Raw genomic sequence first — 16284 nt, forward strand, 5'->3', positions numbered from 1 at the left:
CCGTCTGGTTCCCTTTGATCTTGGGTCTTCGCCTCAACTGACGCTGTCCGGCAGTCTCTCCTCGCGCCGCGCGATGAAATCCATCAGGCCATCGGCGATGCCTTCGTCGAGCTTCGGCTCCTCGTAATCCGCCAGCATGTTGCGCGCCTTCTCGCGGCCGCGCGTGTCGTGGTCCTTCGCCCCTTCCGCCTTCCACTGTTCGAACGAATTGAAGTCCATGATCGAGGGCATGAAGAAGGCGGATTCGAAATGTTCGAGCGTATGCTGGGTGCCGAGGAAATGGCCCTGCGGTCCGACCTCGCGGATGGCCGCCATGGCTTCCTTGAAATCGTCGAACGGCAGACCGCCGGCATATTTGTACCAGCCGATGAGCTGTTCGCAATCGGTGGCGAATTTCGAATAGCCGCAGGTCAGGCCGGCCTCGAGCCACCCGGCGGAGTGCCAGATATAGTTGGCGCCGGCGAGTATGGCGGCATGCATCAGCATGTTCGCCTCGTAACCCGCCTGGGCGTCGTTGAGCTTCGACCCGACATGAAAGCCGGACGTGCGCCACGGCAGCCGGTATTTCCGCGCCAAGGCTCCCATCAGATACATCATCTGCGCCGCCTCGGGCGTGCCGCCCATCGGAGCGCCGGTCTTCATGTCCACCGTGACCATGAACTGCCCGTAGATCTGCGGCGACCCTGGGCGCAGCAGTTGCGTGAAGGCGACGCCCGCCAGCGCTTCCGCATTGACCTGCGCAACCGCGCCCACGGCGGACGCCGAAGTCGAGGCGCCGCACAGTGCGAAGGGTGCGAGGATCAGCGGCTGGTTGCTTCGGGCATAGACCTTCATCGCGTCCAGCATGGTGGCGTCCCACACCAGCGGCGAATTGCAGTTGGTGATCGACACCAGGACCGGATTGTCGCGGACGTAATCCTCGCCGAACACGATGCCCGCCATCGCCATCGTGTCTTCCGCCCGCTCCTTGGACGTGACGATGCCCATGAACGGCTTGTCGGAATGCTTAAGCGCGGAATGGATGATGTGGAGGTGACGCTTCGGTACCGCGATTTCCATCGGCTCGCAAATGACCGAACTCGATGAATGCAGCGCCGGCGCCATGTAGGCGAGCTTGTGGAAATTGTTGAGGTCGGCCAGCGTGCCGTAGCGCCTGTTGTTGTCGAGGTCACGCACATAGGGCGCGCCATACATCGGCACGAAGATGGTATTGTTGCCGCCCACCCGCACCGTACGCTGCGGATTCCTCGCATTGAGCGTGAACTCCGACGGGACCTTCGATAGCAGTTCCATCAGCAGGGCCCGGTCGATCCGCACACGAGTTTCCGAGACATCCGCGCCCGCCGCCTTCCACAGCGCGATAGCCTCGTCGTCGCGGAATTCGCATCCCACCTCTTCGAGGATCAAGAGCGACTCCTCGTGGATCAGCTCGACCGCCTCATCGGGGACCATCTGGTAGACGGGGATCTGGCGGACCAGGGTCGGGAACGACGTTACAGGGGCTCCGCGCAGCGCCTTGCGCCCCAGGCGGCCGCCACTGCGGCGGTTGGCATGTTCGGTCACTTCAGGGGCCGGTGCGTTCATGGCAACTCCATTCCACTCATGAAGGAGCCTAGCGCGACAAAATGGTGATGTGACGCTGGAAAATCCTGATCTCTTGTATAAGCTCAGCTTATGCGAAGCCTGCGCCACCTCCTGCCCTCGGCCGGCAGCCTGATCGTCTTCGAGGCGGCGGGGCGGCTGTCGAGCTTCACCGCGGCCGGGCGCGAACTCGGCATGACGCAGGCCGCCGTCTCCTATGCCGTGCGCGGGCTGGAAGAACAGCTGGGCGCCAAGCTGTTCCAGCGCCGCCATCGCCAGGTTCTCCTGACCGAGGCCGGCGAGCGCTTCCATGCCGACGTCTCGCTGGGGCTTTCGCACATCCGCAAATCGGCGGAGGATCTGCGCCTGCAGGCAACCGGCGGTCATGTCACGCTGGCTGCCTCGACCGCGTTCGGCTCGTTCTGGATGATGCCGCGCCTGCAGCAGTTCCGCGACGAACTGCCGGGCATCGACCTGCGTATCCAGACCGCCGACCGCGACCTCGACATCATCGCCGAAGGCATTCCGCTCGGCGTGCGCGGCGGCGCGCCGCGGGACTGGCCGGACTATCACTCGTTGCCGCTGGCTGACGAGGAGATATTTCCCGTCGCCGGCACCAGCTATGCGGCAAAGTTCGGCCTGCCCAAATCCGCTGCCGAACTGGCCACGCACCGCCTCATTCATCTGGAGGAGCCGTATCGCGAGGCGGCCAGCTGGGACGAATGGTTCCAGTCGGCGGGCGCCAATCTCAGCGATACCGCGCGCGGCCTGCGCATCAACGATTACGGCCTGGTGATCCAGGGCGTCATGGAAGGCCAAGGCATCGCGCTCGGCTGGCGGCACCTCGCCGAGCGGTTGCTGGCGTCGGGCTTGCTGGTGCCGGTGACGGATCATGTGCTGAAGACCGGCAAGGCGTTCTATGTCGTCTGGCCGAAGAACCGGGAACTCAGCGACAACGCCCGCAAGGTGCGCGACTGGCTGGCGGCTCAGGCGTGAGAGGCAGTGCCTCCCAATCCCTTGGAAGTCGGCGGGACAGCACCCCCCTCTGTCCAGCCGGACATCTCCCCCGCAAGTGGGGAGATTGGCAGTTCCAGCCTCGCCGCCCTTCCTGCAGCGCTGCAGATTGGCGAAAGCCGTGGCGACATCCGATCTCCCTCCTTGCGGGGGAGATGGCCGGCAGGCCAGAGGGGGGTGCTGTCCCGCCAGCATCATCGCTATTCCGCCGACATCGAATGCTTCCTCATCGGCGTCGAATCCGCCTATAGTGCTGCCATGCCCATCCGCCAGCTTTCCGAAACGATGATCAACCAGATCGCCGCCGGCGAAGTCATCGAGCGTCCGGCGAGCGTGGTCAAGGAACTGGTCGAGAATGCGCTCGATGCCGGTGCTTCGCGCGTCGAGATCGTCACGGCCGGCGGCGGGCTGAACCTGATCCGCGTCACCGATGACGGCTCCGGCATTCCCGAACGGGAGCTGGCGCTGGCGATCGCACGTCACTGCACCTCCAAGCTGACCGAGGATATCAACGACATCCGCTCGCTGGGCTTCCGCGGCGAGGCGCTGCCGTCGATCGGCTCGGTGTCGCGACTGTCGATCCGCTCGCGCACGGCGGCAAGTGACAGCGCCGCCGAGATCGGCATCGAGGGTGGCCGCGCCCTGCCTGTCAGGCCGGCGGCGGCCAATCGCGGCACCACGGTCGAGGTGCGCGACCTGTTCTTCGCAACGCCGGCCCGATTGAAGTTCATGAAGGGCGAGCGCGCCGAAAGCTCGGCCACCAGCGATGTGGTCAAGCGCATCGCCATCGCCTTCCCCGCCGTGCGCTTCACGCTGGCCGGCTCGGACCGCCCGACGCTGGAATTGCCGGCGGCGGATGACAACGCGGCAGGCAGCCTGCGCCGTGTCGCTCAGGTGATGGGTGCCGATTTTCCGGATAATTCCATTGCCCTCGACGCGATGCGCGAAGGCGTGCATCTGACCGGCCACGTGTCGGTCCCGTCCTTCACCCGCGCCAACGCGCTGCAGCAATATGCCTATGTGAACGGCCGTCCGGTGCGCGACAAACTGATCGCCGGCGCCATACGCGGTGCCTATGCCGACGTCCTGCCGCGCGACCGCCATGCGGTGACGGTGCTGTTCCTGACGCTCGACCCGGCCATCGTCGACGTCAATGTTCATCCGGCCAAGGCCGATGTGCGCTTCCGCGATCCCGGCCTTGTGCGCGGACTGATCGTCGGGGCAATCCGACAGGCACTGGCCGATGCCGGCGTCCGCGCCGCCACCACGGGGGCCGCCGGCATGATGGCGGCGTTCCGGCCAGGGGCTGCATCCTACGGCCACGGCGGACCGGCAAACGGCCACCGCAGCTACGACGCGGCCTACCGCGCGTCGGGTCCGTCCGGCTTCGATCCCGCCCGGTCGTCGCAGCGGCCGCTCGATATGGGTTTCGAGGGTGCGGGCTTCCAGCAGCGCGGCTTGCGTGAAAACGAGCAAGCGGCTTTCGATGCCGGTCCGCTTGCCAGCGCCGATGCACGCGCAGGGCAGGATGAAGCGGCCGAGACCCTGCTCGGAGCGGTGCTGGGCGCGGCGCGCGCCCAGGTGCATGAGAACTACATCGTCGCCCAGACCAGGGATTCGCTCATCATCGTCGACCAGCATGCGGCGCATGAACGGCTGGTCTACGAGGCGCTGAAGAATGCGCTGCACTCGCGCCCGGTGCCCTCGCAGATGCTGCTTCTGCCCGAGATCATCGACCTGCCGGAGGAGGATGCCGAGCGGCTTGCGCTGCATTCGGAAACGCTGGCCCGCTTCGGTCTCGGCATCGAGCGCTTCGGCCCCGGCGCCGTCGCGGTGCGCGAGACGCCGTCGATGCTGGGCGAGACCAATGTCGGGCAATTGGTGCGCGACCTCGCCGACGAGATCGCCGACAATGACACGGTCGACACGCTGAAGGAGCGGCTGGACAAAATAGCCGCGACCATGGCCTGCCACGGCTCTGTGCGCTCCGGCCGCCTGCTCAAGGCCGAGGAGATGAATGCCCTGCTGCGGCAGATGGAGGCGACGCCCGGCTCGGGCACCTGCAATCACGGTCGCCCGACCTACATCGAACTCAAGCTGGCGGATATCGAACGGCTTTTCGGGCGGCGATAGCTGCGGACGGATTGCGGGCCATCGCTTCACCGCTTGAGACCGGTAAGCCAAGGAGATCGGCCGACGATGCGGTCACCCGCGATTTTCGCCTGGCGGCCTGAGCAGCGCGATCGCAGCCGCCGCCAGCAGGAGGATCGCACCGGCGATTTCAGCCCAGCCGACCGCCTCGCCGAAGAGCCAGGCTCCGGCCGCTAAAGCGACGATCGGCGAAACGAAGGCGTAGAGCCCGGCACGGACGGTGCCCCAATCACGCATCAGCACGAGATAGAGCGTATAGGCGACGATCGTGCCAAACAGCGACAGGAACAGCAGACTGCCGATGGCGGCCGGCGTGTGCAGCGCCTCGAGCGTCTCACCCGAGATCGGCTCCAGCACGAGCGACAGCGCAAGCAGTGCAACACCGCCGATCGCAGCCTGGACCATTGTCAGCGCCAGTGGTTTGACCGCGCCCACCAGCGGGCGCGAAACCACGCTGCCGAAGCAATAACAGGCGGTCGCAACGACGATCGCAGCGAGCCCGATGCCGCTCGAACCGCTTCCCGCGCCAAGCCGCGTCCAGAACAGCCCAACCAGCCCGATGCTGCCGATAGCGAGCGCGGAAGCGTGGCGCCAGGTCGGTCGCTCCTCGCCGGTGAATGCGGCAATCGCGAACAGCAGGATCGGGATCAGCGCCAGGTTGACCAGCCCCGACAATCCCGAGGGCACGTGCTGCATTCCCCAGAAAAGCAGACCGTAGGTGCCGGTATTGACCAGCAATGCCGAGACCACCGTCCGCCCCGTTCGCCCGTGGGCGAATGCCGCGCCGGCTCCACGCACCGCTGTTGCCAGAAGCGCGGCGGTCAGCAAATAGCGCGCCGCCGCCAGCAGTAGCGGAGGCACGTCATTGAGACCGAGCTTGATCGCCGCCCAGGTCAGCCCCCAGATCAGCGACATCACCGCGAAGAAGGCGAGATTGCGAACCACCAGATTCGCCGCTCAGCGCAGTCCCTGACGATCGACAAGTATCCGGTGGATGTCGATCCGCTCCGGCAGCTCGATCAGGAACTCGGCATCGCGGTCCAGATGATGGACTTTGGTCGGTTCGCCTCTGGTAAAGGCCGTCATCGCTTGCATGTCGGCCCAATACGAGATGGTTGTGAACCACGTCTCGGCATCGCGGTCTTCGCGCAGCAATTGGACGCCAAGCGCCGTCTTCTCAAGGGGCGGAATACCCTCGGCACGCAGGTATGGCTCATAGGCGTCGGCGACGTCGCGGCGGGTGCGACCGCGCCAGATGCGCGCGATGGTCGGTTTGGTCGGCATGAGGTTCTCCTTCAGACAGGGGACAACAACTGAGCGCAGCAAGCGGCGCCGGGTGAGATCAGCCGTGAACACGAGCCAGGAAATCGCGGACCAGCGGCAGCGCGTCGTCGAAATGTGTCTCGAGCAGCCAGTGACCCGCCCCCTCGATCAGATGCAGTTCCGCATCGGGCAGATCGCGATGATAGGCCCGTGCCGACGCCGCGGGCATATAGCCATCCTCTGGCCCCCAAAGGATCAGCGTGGGCGGATGGTGTTCACGCAAATAAGCCTGGTAGCGCGGAAACCAGGTGAGATTGGCTTCCAGCTTCTCCATCAGACCGACGGCGATCCGCCGACGAACCGGCGTGTTCATCAGTGGCCAGTGAAGGCTCCAGAGATCGGGCGCCACGCGCGTGGCGATGTCGTCAGCCACTTCTCCGATGAACTCGGCCCGGAACCCGTCCTCACTTACCGCGGCCTCGAGCGGACGGTGCTTGTCGGGCGTCTTGTCGGTCCACCAAGCCTTGATCGTGGCGTATTTCGGACCAAGCACGTCCTCGTAGATGTCGCCGTTCTGGATGATCAGGGCGCTGATCCGCTCCGGGTGCGAGATCGCATGCCGGAGTCCTATCTGCGAGCCATAATCATGCAGCCACAAGGCGTAGCGTTCGAGACCGAATTCACCGGCAAGTTTGGAAAGCACGTCGGAATAGGCGTCGAAATCATAGCCAAAGGCGGCCGGATCTGGTGTGCCACTGTATCCGAAGCCCGGCCAGTCGAATGCAATCGTTCGCCAGCGGTGGGCGAGCGCCGGCATCAGTCGGCGGAATTGGAACGAAGAGCAGGGATAGCCGTGCGGCAAGAGCAAGACAGGTGCTTCTGGCGGCCCTGCCTCGCGATAGAAAATGGATAGATCATCCAGTTGCATGCGTCGGTGCGTCGTTGCACCCGGCATTCGGACCTCCGTCGAATAAACACCGGCTAAACGCCTTTGACCGAGGGATCGTTCCGAATGAGGGAAGCGGACGGACGGCAATATTCATCTCTTCAAATTCACCACGATGACACCGCCCAGGGCCAGCGCGCCCCCGATTATGCCGAGCAGCGTGGGGACTTCGCCCAGCCAGAAGAAGCCGATCAGCGCGGACATCGGCGAGACCAGATAGAGGAAGTTGGAGGCACGTGCGGCGGGCAGACGCGACAGCGCGGTCGCCCAGGCGGCATAGGCGATCAGGCTGGGCACGATGCCAAGAAAGATGACGGCGCCGAGGCCTGCCGTGTCGGCAACCGCCGCCTGCGAAAAGGCCGACGGCAGGAAGGGCGCCAGGCATAGTGCGCCGAGCACCATGTTCGAAGCGGAAATGGTCAACGGATGATGGCGGGCAAACAGCGGCTTCTGGACGATGGTGTTGACGGCCGAGCACAAGGCCGAGCCAAGCACCAGAAGAGCACCGGTGTTAAATGACAGGCCATGCCCGTCGGCCATGGCGATGACGCCTATGCCGGCGAAGGAAATCACCGTGCCGGCCCAGGCCATGCCCGAAAAGCGCTCGCCCAGCAGGACCATCGCCATGATGGCGGTGAAGATCGGGCTGACATTGATGATGAAGCCGGCGGCACCGGCCGAGACGGTCAGTTCGCCGAAATTGAGCATGACGGTGTAGAGCGCGACGAAGATGGCGCCGCCGAAGACCAAGCGCCACACTTCGTTCAGCCTGGGCAGCTCCGGGCGCTTGACGGCGAGGAAGATCGCCGCCGGCACCGCGGCGATGGCAAAGCGCAACGCGCCGAGTTCCAGCGGTCCGAACGCGGCGAGACCGGCTCGGATGGCGGGAAAGGCAGAAGCCCAGCCGACCACCGTCAGCGCGACAGCAATGGCTGCCGTGGTGTCCATCCGCTGTGTCGAATTCAACGTGCCCGTCATTGCGTTCATCTCACTACCCTCGCACTCTTCGGTCCTGAAAGGCAGGAAACGCCATTTCAGGCCGGTTGACAAACGACCAAATCGAGGATCACCTGTGACTATGGATCACAGCTCGGACACAATGGTGCCGCTCGAGACGCTGCGCGCCTTCGATGCGGCGGCGCGGACAGGCAGCTTTTCGGCGGCCGCCGAAAAGCTCAACATCACCCATGGCGCCGTCAGCCGGCAGATCGCCAAGCTCGAGGACTGGCTGGGATTGAAAGTCTTCGACCGTGGTGCGCGCGGCGTCTCGCTGACGATCGAGGGGAACCGGCTGCATCTGCGCACGGCGGAAGCTTTTGCGCTGATATCGACCCATTCCGACCGCTGGGTCGAGCCGCGTGGCACCGCCGTGGTGCGGCTGACCTCGATCCCCTCGGTCAGCGGACTGTGGCTGATGCCGCGCATGGCGGCTCTGGAAAACAATCCCTCGAAGCTGCGCATCGTGCTCGATGTCGACATCCGCCAGGCCGATCTTGCCGATGAGGGCATCGATCTCTCCATCCGCTGTGGACGCGGCGGCATTCCGGGCCGCGTCTCGGTGCAGCTTTTCGAGGAACATGTCTTCCCCGTCGCGTCACCCGGGCTTGCCCGCGAGATCGGCCGCGGCGATCCTGCCCGGCTGCTCAAATATCCGCTGATCAACGATTCCGACGCGTCGGCCTGGCGCGCCTGGTTTGCCGCGCAAGGCATGGATTACCGCCCGCGCCCGCAGGACCGTCGCTTCGAGGACTACAATCTAGTGCTCGACGCCGCCGCCTATGGGCTGGGTATCGCGCTGGCACGCCCGCCCCTGACCGGGCATCAATTGCAATCGGGCCGCATCACCACCGTCGATGAGCGCACCGCGCTCAATCCGGTGTCCTACTGGCTCGACCGGCCGATCGGGCGGCCGCGTGCCGCCGCCGCCGACCTCGCCCGCCGCATCGCGGCGGAGGCCGGGCTGGCGCCGGAAAAGATCGAGGCGTTCATCGAAGCCGAGCGGTAGGCCTTCCGCCGGGCATATATCGAGAACCAGCCGATTCGAAGCTCAACGAAGCAACAACAGAACGAACCCGAGGATCACGGCTCCCAGAAAACCGGCCATTATCGAAACAAAGCCAATTTTCACCAGCAACTGCTCAGGGTTCGGCACCGCACCATGGGATTGATTGGCCGGCCTGTGCCTGCCCGCCAATGTACCCAGGGCGGCAGCGTTGCGCGGGACTGGAGCCTGCGGCGGGATAAGCGACAGCAATGACAGCCCCGCAACCCTGGCAGGAGCATTGTCATTGGCCGTTGTCGAAAGCGGCAAGAAGGCTCGCAGCGTTTCGGCTTCGGGTTCTGCCTTTCTCGCCGCGATCGTTGCCAACGCCGCCTCTTCGCCCGTCTCAAGCTGGGCAAGATAGGCATCGACGATGCCAGCCGATGCGATCTGCTGCGATTTGACGGCCATCGGCGCGACCGGCAAAGTCAACAGCGCTGGCGCTGTCTGTTGCGCAAGCAGAGACGGCGCCGGCGGTTGGACCAGCGCCTTGACCAGTGCCGTCATGACTGGATCAGCCTGCCCCGAGGGCACTGCCTGCGGCGTCATCACTTCCCTGAGCAACGCGGGAAGACGAGTGGAGGAAATGTCCATTGCGGCCCACCAACACCATTTTTCCGCTTCACAATAAGCGTTCAGCATTGTCTCAGGCTTGTCGCATGCTTGACCTCGCCGGGAATTTATGGCGATGAAATCCTCATGAACCCTGGCGTCCCCGCATGATGAACCGTTTCGAAGGCCCCGGCGGCAAGGAAGCCCGCATCCGCTATCTGGATGGCGACTTCCAGGTTACCAGTCCCGGCGCGTTCGTGCGCTGCGCGGTGACAGGCGAAAGCATTCCGCTCGACGAGTTGAAATACTGGAGCGTCGCCAGGCAGGAGCCCTACATCAGCGCCACCGCCTCGCTGCGCCGCGAAATCGAGATGCATCCGGAGCTGCGTAAGCGCGGTTAGAGCAGTTCACCGTTTCACGGAACGGCGAACCGCTCTATCTCTTTGTTTTGACGCAATTCCCAAGGGAAAGCGCTATGCGCTTTTCCGGGGAACCCGTTTCACACTTTTCCTGGAATTGCTTTAGCCTTTCAGCTTGCGCTGGCGCCAGGCATCGAGGGTCTCGTCGATGATGCGCTCGGGAACGTGATCGAGCTCGAAGACAGTGTCGATCTCCAGCACCTCGAGCCGGTCGAGAAAGTCCTGTGAGGCGCCGTGGCGCAGCCGGGCGGCGTCCTTGGCGGTGGTGATGAGCACCAGCCCTTCGGCGTGCGCGGTCGCCGCCAGCTCGGCAAGTTCGTCCTCGGCATAGAAATGATGGTCCGGAAACGGCCGCGTCAATGCCAGTTCGCCGCCGGCTTCGCGCACCGTGTCGAAGAATTTCTCGGGATGGCCGATACCGGCGAAGGCGAGGAACCGCTTACCGGCAAGCCCTGCCTTGCTGCTTGGCTCTATATGGGCCTCGAAGATTGGCCGGCCGGCGCGTGCCGCCTGGCGGACCACGGCGTCGGCGGCAGTGCCCTCGCCCATTTTCAACAGCCCGCTGGTGAAGACCAGCTGGTCGACGATTTTGGCCCTGAGCGGCCCGCCCGGAATGACGCGGCCATTGCCGATCCCATAGCGCGCATCGACGACGACCAGCGCATAATCGATGTGGATGCGGGCGCTCTGGAAGCCATCATCCATGATCAGGAAATCGCAGCCATGCCGTTCCAGCAGCAGCCGAGCGCCGGCGGCGCGGTTCGGCGTCACCGCCACCGGCGCGTGTTCGGCGAGCAGCAGCGGTTCGTCACCGACATGCCGGGCGCTGTCGTGATGGATATCGACGACATGCGGCTCGGCGAAGGAGCCGCCATGGCCGCGCGACAGGAAGCCTGGTTTGAGACGCATGCGCTTGGCCTGTTTGGCGAGCGCGATGGCCACCGGTGTCTTGCCGGTGCCGCCAACCGTGAAATTGCCGATGCACAGAACGGGTGCTTCGATCTTCTCGCGCTTGGCCCGCCGCATGCCGCGGCCGGCGGCGGCGGCATAGATGGCCGATAGCGGCGACAGCGCCAAGACCCGCCAGTCCGGCTCTTCCCACCAGAATGGTGGTGCTTCGGAGGCCACGCTAGCGCCCGTTCGCGCCCTTCAGGCGCGACTTGACGACCAGCGGCTGGATGTAGGGCTCAAGCGATTTCAGCGTGCGCGCCAGCGCGCCGCGCATCTCGTCGACGGTCGCTACACCCGCCGCCATCATCTCGTGGCGCGCCACTTCGTTGGTCAGGAGGAAATTGACGGCGCCGGCCAGCATGTCGCGATCGCGCACCAGCTTGGCGCCGCCGCTGTCGAGGAGACGCTGGTAGGCCTCGCGAAAATTCTGAACATTGCGCCCGGCGAGAACCGCCGTGTCGAGCATGGCCGGCTCCAGCGGGTTCTGGCCACCCTCGGAGGTCAGCGAGCGGCCGACGAAGGCGATTTCTGTCAGCCGGAGATAGAGCCCCATCTCGCCGATCGTGTCGCCGAGCAATATATCCGTGTCGGCGGCGATCCTGTCGCCCTTGCTGCGCCGCGCGACCTTCAGGCCCAAGCCGGAAATCTGCGCCGCAAGGGCCTCGCCGCGATCGGGATGACGCGGAACGACGATCGTCAGAAGGCCATGGTGGCGCTTGTGCAGCGTCGCGTGGACTTCAGCCGCGACCACTTCCTCGCCGTCATGGGTCGAGATCGCCGCCCAGGTCGGGCGCGTGCCTATCTGCCGCCGCAGCGTCGCCAGCGCCCGTTCGTCGACGGGCGGCGGCGAGGTATCGACCTTGAGATTGCCCGACACGGTGACCGGCCGCGCGCCGAGCGCCAGAAACCGCTCGCCATCGACATCCGACTGCGCCACGACGTGAGCCAGGTTCTCGAACAACGCCTCGGCGATGTTGGCCCGTTTCTTCCACGACTTGAACGAGCGGTCGGACAGCCTGCCATTGACCAGCACCTGCGGCACGCGGCGCGCGCCAAGCTCGAGGATGGTCATCGGCCAGATCTCGGATTCGGCGATGATCGCCAGGTCCGGCTGCCAGTGATCGAGGAACCGGCTGACCGCCGGCTTGAGATCGAGCGGTACGTATTGATGGATGATCCGATCACCGAGCCGCTCGTCGGCGACCTGCGCCGAGGTGACCGTGCCGGTCGTCAGCACGATGTTGACGCCGTAGTCGAGAATGCTTTCGACCAGCGGCACGACGGCTATGGTCTCACCGACGCTCGCGGCATGGATCCAGATCACCGGCCCGTCGGGGCGCGCGCGGCCGGCGACGCCATAGCGCTCGCGGCGGCGGTAGCGGTCTTCCTTGCCGCGCGAGGTGCGCCAGGCAACATAGGGCCCGACCAGCGGATAGGCTGCCGCACCCGCGAACCGGTAAGCCGACAGCATGGCCCGTGCCCAGCGGCCGCTCATCGCGGAGCATCCACGAGACGGTAGGCCTCGGCAGTCGCAGCATTGAGCGCGGTCGTCACTTCCTGGCGCTTGCGCTCCATTTCGGCGTCATCGGCGCCGGCCGCCACGAAGATCGGCTGGCCGATGACGATCGACGAACGGCCGAACGGCAGGTTGATGGTGGTCTTGTCCCAGCTCTTCTCCAGCACCTTGCGGCGGCTGGTGGTGATGGCGACGGGCACAAGCGGCCGGCCCGAGAGGCGGGCCAGGAGAACGATGCCAAGCCCTGCGTCTCGCGGCGTGCCGTGCGGAATATCTGCGATCATGGCGACGTTCTTGCCGACGGCGAGCGACTTTTTCAGGGCGATAAGCGCTTTTGCCCCACCCTTGTCGAGATGCCTGGCATTTTCCCGCCCGCCGGAGCCGCGCACCGCCTCGATGCCGAATTTTTCCAGCATCAGCGCGTTGAGCTCGGCATCGGCGCTGCGTGAGACCATGGCGACCAGCGGCTTGCGCTTGGGGTAGTAGGCCGGCGTCAGCAGATGCTGGCCGTGCCACAGGGCTATGATGCCAGGCTCGAACTCGGTATAGGCGCCGCCCGAAAACCGCGCCGAGCCCTCCACGACGCGATTAGTGAGGCGCACGAAGCGGACGAACTGGGCGAACAGGCTGGCGATGGCGTTCTTGACGAATCGCGACTGCGCCAGCGGTTGGCGAATCTTGCGCCAGAAGGCCTTGGTCGTGCGGCTGCGTCCCCTGCCCGTGGGCGCGGCATCGCTTGCTGGCCCTTTCGCCAGGTCATGCTCCATCGAAGTCAACCGGAAGCCTTGTTGTCGGGGTCCAGCAGCCGGTGCAGATGAACGACGAAATAACGCATGTGGGCGTTGTCCACGCTGGCTTGCGCCTTGGCTTTCCATGCCGTGTGCGCGGATTGATAGTCGGGATAGATGCCGACGATGTCGAGCCCGTCGAGATCGCGGAATTCGGTACCGCCAAGCTTCTTCAGTTCGCCACCGAACACCAGATGCAAAAGCTGTTTCTTTCCGTCTTCCGCGGCCATGTCGGTCCTTCACATATCGTGAGTTTGTGACAGGTCTAGACCAAAGCCGCCGACTTTGGAACCTTTAGGGCGAGATGAATTCATCTCGCCCGGGAAAACGCTTTCACGCGTCCAGACCGGCGATGACGCCGGCGAGCACGGCCAGCAATTCACCGCTGCCGGCAGCAAGGGCGCCGTGACGAGTCACCTCGCCGGCATAGAGCGGAGCACGGCCATGCTGGTCGAGCAGCTGGCCGCCGGCCTCGCGCAGGATGAGGTCGGCCGCCGCAATATCCCAGTCATGCGCATTGGGCTTGACGAAAGTCGCATCCAGCGAGCCATTGGCGATCATGGCCAGTCGATAGGCGAGCGAAGGGCTGTAGGGCGCCCGCTTCAGGCGCGCCTGCCATTCGGCCGGCATCAGGTCGGTCAACTGCTTCAGCCCGGAAATCTCGGCCGTGTCCGCCAGCTGGCGAACCGCAATGCGCTTGCCGTTGCGGAAGGCACCCTGGCCGGGCAGCGCCCAATAGGTCTCCTCCATCGCCGGGCATTCCAGCACGCCGGCCAGCGTACGGCCACGCTCGACGACGGCGACGCTGACGCACCAGGTGCGCTGGCCTTCCAGAAAACCGCGCGTGCCGTCGATCGGGTCGACGACGAAGGTGCGGCGTGCCGAAAGCCGGACCGGATCGTCAACTGTTTCTTCCGACAGCCAGCCATAATCCGGCCGCGCCGCCAGCAATGTTTCGCGCAGATAGGCGTCGGCGGCATGGTCGGCCTCGCTCACCGGCGATGTGCCGCCCTTCATCCAGACTTGCGGGCTGTTGCCGAAGTAGCGCATGGCGATGAGCCCCGCCTCGCGGGCGGCATCGCGCAGCAGCGGCAAGTCCCCAGAGGCGCCGGAGATGGCCACGCCAGTGGTCAGGTCATGCTCCGGCAAGGGTCATGCCTTCGATCAGGAGCGTTGGGGCGGCGGTGCCGAAATTGCGGTCGAGGTCATCGGCCGGCACCATGTTGAGGAACATCGTCTTCAGGTTCGAGGCGATGGTGACCTCGGCGACCGGATAAGCCAATTCACCGTTCTCGATCCAGAAACCCGAGGCGCCACGGCTGTATTCGCCGGTGATCATGTCGACGCCCTGGCCGAACACTTCGGTGACGTAGAAGCCGCTCTTGAGCGATTTGATCAGCTCTTCCGGCGACCGCTCGCCCGGTTCGATGGCGAGATTGGTGGAGGATGGCGTCACGGAGGAGCCGCCGCGCGCGCCGCGGCCGTTGGTGACGAGGCCCAGTTCCCTTGCAGCCGAGGTCGACAGGAACCAGTGGTTGAGCACGCCCTTCTCGACCATCAACAGCTTTTCGCCCTCGACGCCTTCACCGTCGAACGGCCGCGAGGCCTGGCCACGCAGCCGGAGCGGCTCGTCGGTGACGGTGATGGCGGACGCGGCCACCTGCTTGCCCATCATGTCGCGCAGGAACGAGGTCTTGCGCGCAACCGAGGCGCCGTTGATGGCGCCGGCAAGATGGCCGGCGATGCCGCGCGCGACGCGCGGATCGAAAACCACGTCGACCGGCCCGGTCGCCGCCTTGCGCGCGCCAATGCGGCGCACGGCGCGTTCACCGGCCTTGCGGCCGATGTCCTCGGGCGCATCGAGATCGGCAAAATGCTGGCGCGAGGAGAATTCATAGTCGCGCTCCATGCCTGTGCCCTCGCCGGCGATGACGCTGGCCGAGCGCGAGAAACGCGAACCGACATAGTGTCCGAGGAAGCCGTGCGAGGTGGCCAGCACCAGGCCGCCCAGCCCCGCACCGGCGCTGGCGCCGGCCGAATTGGTCACGCCCTTGACGGCAAGCGCTGCCGCTTCCGCCGCCAATGCGGCTTCCTTCAACTGGTCGGCGGACACTTCGGTGGCGTCGAACAGATCGAGATCGCGCGTCTGTTTGGCCAGCAATGCCGGGTCGGCCAGCCCCTGATAAGGATCCTGCGGCGACACTTTCGCCATCGCCACAGCGCGCTCGGCCAGTGTTTTCGGGTCGGACGCCGCTGTAGCCGAGACACTCGCCACGCGGCCGCCGACGAAAACGCGCAGCGCGACATCCTCGCTCTCGGAGGCTTCGGTAGCCTCGACCTTGCCGAGACGCACCGACACGCCGGTCGAGCGGCCGCGCACGGCCACCGCGTCGGCGGCATCGGCGCCGGCCTTTTTTGCAGCCTCGACCAGAGCCGCGACGCGGTCGGTCAATTTTGCTGCGTCTGATATATCGGTCATGCCTGAAATCCTGCTGGTGCGGCCGGTGTGCGGCCGTTGCCCACCCATCTATTGTTCCGGTCCGGCTTGTGCAATGGCATAGGCTTCAATCAAAATGCAGGGTGGACGGTTCAAATCGCCAACCCTGTGACGCAAAATCGGTTCGCAGCCTGCACGGAGCATTTCGATGACGCCTTTCCATCTCGCCTTCCCGGTCCGTGATCTCGATGAAACCCGCGTTTTCTATGGCGAGGTGCTGGGCTGCGCGATCGGCCGGTCGTCAGCGACCTGGGTCGATTTCGACCTTTACGGCCACCAGATGTCGGCGCATCTGCGGCCGCAGGCCGCACAGGCCTCCAATGACGGCAAGGTCGACGGCATTGTCGTGCCAATCCCGCATTTCGGCGCCGTGCTGCTGATGGACGACTGGCAGCGTCTGGCGACGCGGCTGGAGGCGCGCGACGACATCGACTGGCTGGAACGGCCGATGGTCCGCTTCAAGGGCGAGCCCGGCGAACAGGCAACGCTGTTCATCCGCGACCCCTCGGGCAATGCCCTGGAATTCAAGGGTTTTCGCTCACTGGAGCAGGTTTTCGCGCACTAG

The 16284-nt window shown here is 65.1% G+C and carries 17 protein-coding genes; 5 read left to right on the forward strand and 12 right to left on the reverse strand.

Annotation, left to right across the window (positions count from 1 at the left end):
• Window positions 1–33: 33 nt before the first annotated feature.
• Window positions 34–1584, reverse strand: coding sequence for a trimethylamine methyltransferase family protein (locus tag EOA13_RS01090; RefSeq protein ID WP_127288976.1), 1551 nt, complete (start codon window positions 1582–1584; stop codon window positions 34–36).
• Window positions 1585–1674: 90 nt separating this feature from the next.
• Here EOA13_RS01090 and EOA13_RS01095 point away from each other — a divergent pair, with 90 nt between their 5' ends.
• Window positions 1675–2577 carry a LysR substrate-binding domain-containing protein gene (locus EOA13_RS01095; RefSeq protein ID WP_127288978.1) on the forward strand — a complete coding sequence of 301 codons (903 nt, stop codon included), beginning with the start codon at window positions 1675–1677 and terminating at the stop codon, window positions 2575–2577.
• A 276-nt stretch (window positions 2578–2853) separates the two neighbouring features.
• On the forward strand, window positions 2854–4728 hold the full coding sequence (gene mutL, locus EOA13_RS01105; RefSeq protein ID WP_127289403.1) for a DNA mismatch repair endonuclease MutL: 1875 nt from the start codon (window positions 2854–2856) through the stop codon (window positions 4726–4728).
• Between the two features lie 72 nt (window positions 4729–4800).
• Here the strand turns inward: mutL and EOA13_RS01110 are convergent, their stop codons facing one another.
• From EOA13_RS01110 to EOA13_RS01125, 4 genes are all read right to left on the reverse strand, one after another.
• Window positions 4801–5691: an EamA family transporter gene (locus EOA13_RS01110; protein ID WP_127288980.1), complete on the reverse strand. Its 891-nt coding sequence runs from the start codon at window positions 5689–5691 to the stop codon at window positions 4801–4803.
• 12 nt (window positions 5692–5703) lie between these two features.
• Window positions 5704–6030 (reverse strand): hypothetical protein, encoded by a 327-nt coding sequence (locus EOA13_RS01115; protein ID WP_023813566.1) that lies wholly within the window; start codon window positions 6028–6030, stop codon window positions 5704–5706.
• Between the two features lie 58 nt (window positions 6031–6088).
• Window positions 6089–6964, reverse strand: coding sequence for an alpha/beta hydrolase (locus tag EOA13_RS01120; protein WP_127288982.1), 876 nt, complete (start codon window positions 6962–6964; stop codon window positions 6089–6091).
• Between the two features lie 84 nt (window positions 6965–7048).
• Entirely contained in the window at window positions 7049–7942 is an 894-nt protein-coding gene (locus EOA13_RS01125) for a DMT family transporter (protein WP_127288984.1), read from the reverse strand.
• 91 nt (window positions 7943–8033) lie between these two features.
• On the opposite strand from EOA13_RS01125, the gene EOA13_RS01130 reads away from it, so the two are divergent.
• A complete protein-coding gene (locus EOA13_RS01130) occupies window positions 8034–8960 on the forward strand; it encodes a LysR family transcriptional regulator (protein ID WP_127288986.1) in 927 nt (308 codons plus the stop codon).
• 42 nt (window positions 8961–9002) lie between these two features.
• On the opposite strand, the gene EOA13_RS01135 is transcribed toward EOA13_RS01130, so the two are convergent.
• On the reverse strand, window positions 9003–9590 hold the full coding sequence (locus EOA13_RS01135) for a hypothetical protein (RefSeq protein WP_127288988.1): 588 nt from the start codon (window positions 9588–9590) through the stop codon (window positions 9003–9005).
• Window positions 9591–9715: 125 nt separating this feature from the next.
• On the opposite strand from EOA13_RS01135, the gene EOA13_RS01140 reads away from it, so the two are divergent.
• The gene (locus EOA13_RS01140) at window positions 9716–9949 is read left to right on the forward strand and encodes a DUF2093 domain-containing protein (protein WP_031213688.1); all 234 of its coding nucleotides are present in this window, start codon (window positions 9716–9718) and stop codon (window positions 9947–9949) included.
• Between the two features lie 120 nt (window positions 9950–10069).
• On the opposite strand, the gene lpxK is transcribed toward EOA13_RS01140, so the two are convergent.
• The 6 genes from lpxK to EOA13_RS01170 all read right to left on the reverse strand — a co-directional run bounded on the left by lpxK (window position 10070) and on the right by EOA13_RS01170 (window position 15701).
• A complete protein-coding gene (gene lpxK, locus EOA13_RS01145; protein ID WP_127288990.1) occupies window positions 10070–11095 on the reverse strand; it encodes a tetraacyldisaccharide 4'-kinase in 1026 nt (341 codons plus the stop codon).
• A 1-nt stretch (window position 11096) separates the two neighbouring features.
• On the reverse strand, window positions 11097–12413 hold the full coding sequence (gene waaA / locus EOA13_RS01150; RefSeq protein WP_023813559.1) for a lipid IV(A) 3-deoxy-D-manno-octulosonic acid transferase: 1317 nt from the start codon (window positions 12411–12413) through the stop codon (window positions 11097–11099).
• Window positions 12410–13201, reverse strand: coding sequence for a lysophospholipid acyltransferase family protein (locus EOA13_RS01155; RefSeq protein WP_013532344.1), 792 nt, complete (start codon window positions 13199–13201; stop codon window positions 12410–12412). Before EOA13_RS01155 ends, waaA begins: the two co-directional genes overlap by 4 nt.
• A gap of 5 nt (window positions 13202–13206) precedes the next feature.
• Window positions 13207–13452, reverse strand: a complete 246-nt coding sequence (locus EOA13_RS01160) for a DUF4170 domain-containing protein (protein WP_127288992.1) — start codon at window positions 13450–13452, stop codon at window positions 13207–13209.
• 103 nt (window positions 13453–13555) lie between these two features.
• A complete protein-coding gene (locus EOA13_RS01165; RefSeq protein WP_127288994.1) occupies window positions 13556–14371 on the reverse strand; it encodes a 3'(2'),5'-bisphosphate nucleotidase CysQ in 816 nt (271 codons plus the stop codon).
• The gene (locus EOA13_RS01170; protein WP_127288996.1) at window positions 14358–15701 is read right to left on the reverse strand and encodes a TldD/PmbA family protein; all 1344 of its coding nucleotides are present in this window, start codon (window positions 15699–15701) and stop codon (window positions 14358–14360) included. Before EOA13_RS01170 ends, EOA13_RS01165 begins: the two co-directional genes overlap by 14 nt.
• Window positions 15702–15867: 166 nt before the next feature.
• Here EOA13_RS01170 and EOA13_RS01175 point away from each other — a divergent pair, with 166 nt between their 5' ends.
• Window positions 15868–16284, forward strand: a complete 417-nt coding sequence (locus EOA13_RS01175) for a VOC family protein (protein ID WP_127288998.1) — start codon at window positions 15868–15870, stop codon at window positions 16282–16284.

Source organism: Mesorhizobium sp. M7A.F.Ca.US.011.01.1.1 (genome assembly GCF_003998295.1).
Taxonomy (GTDB): Bacteria; Pseudomonadota; Alphaproteobacteria; order Rhizobiales; family Rhizobiaceae; genus Mesorhizobium.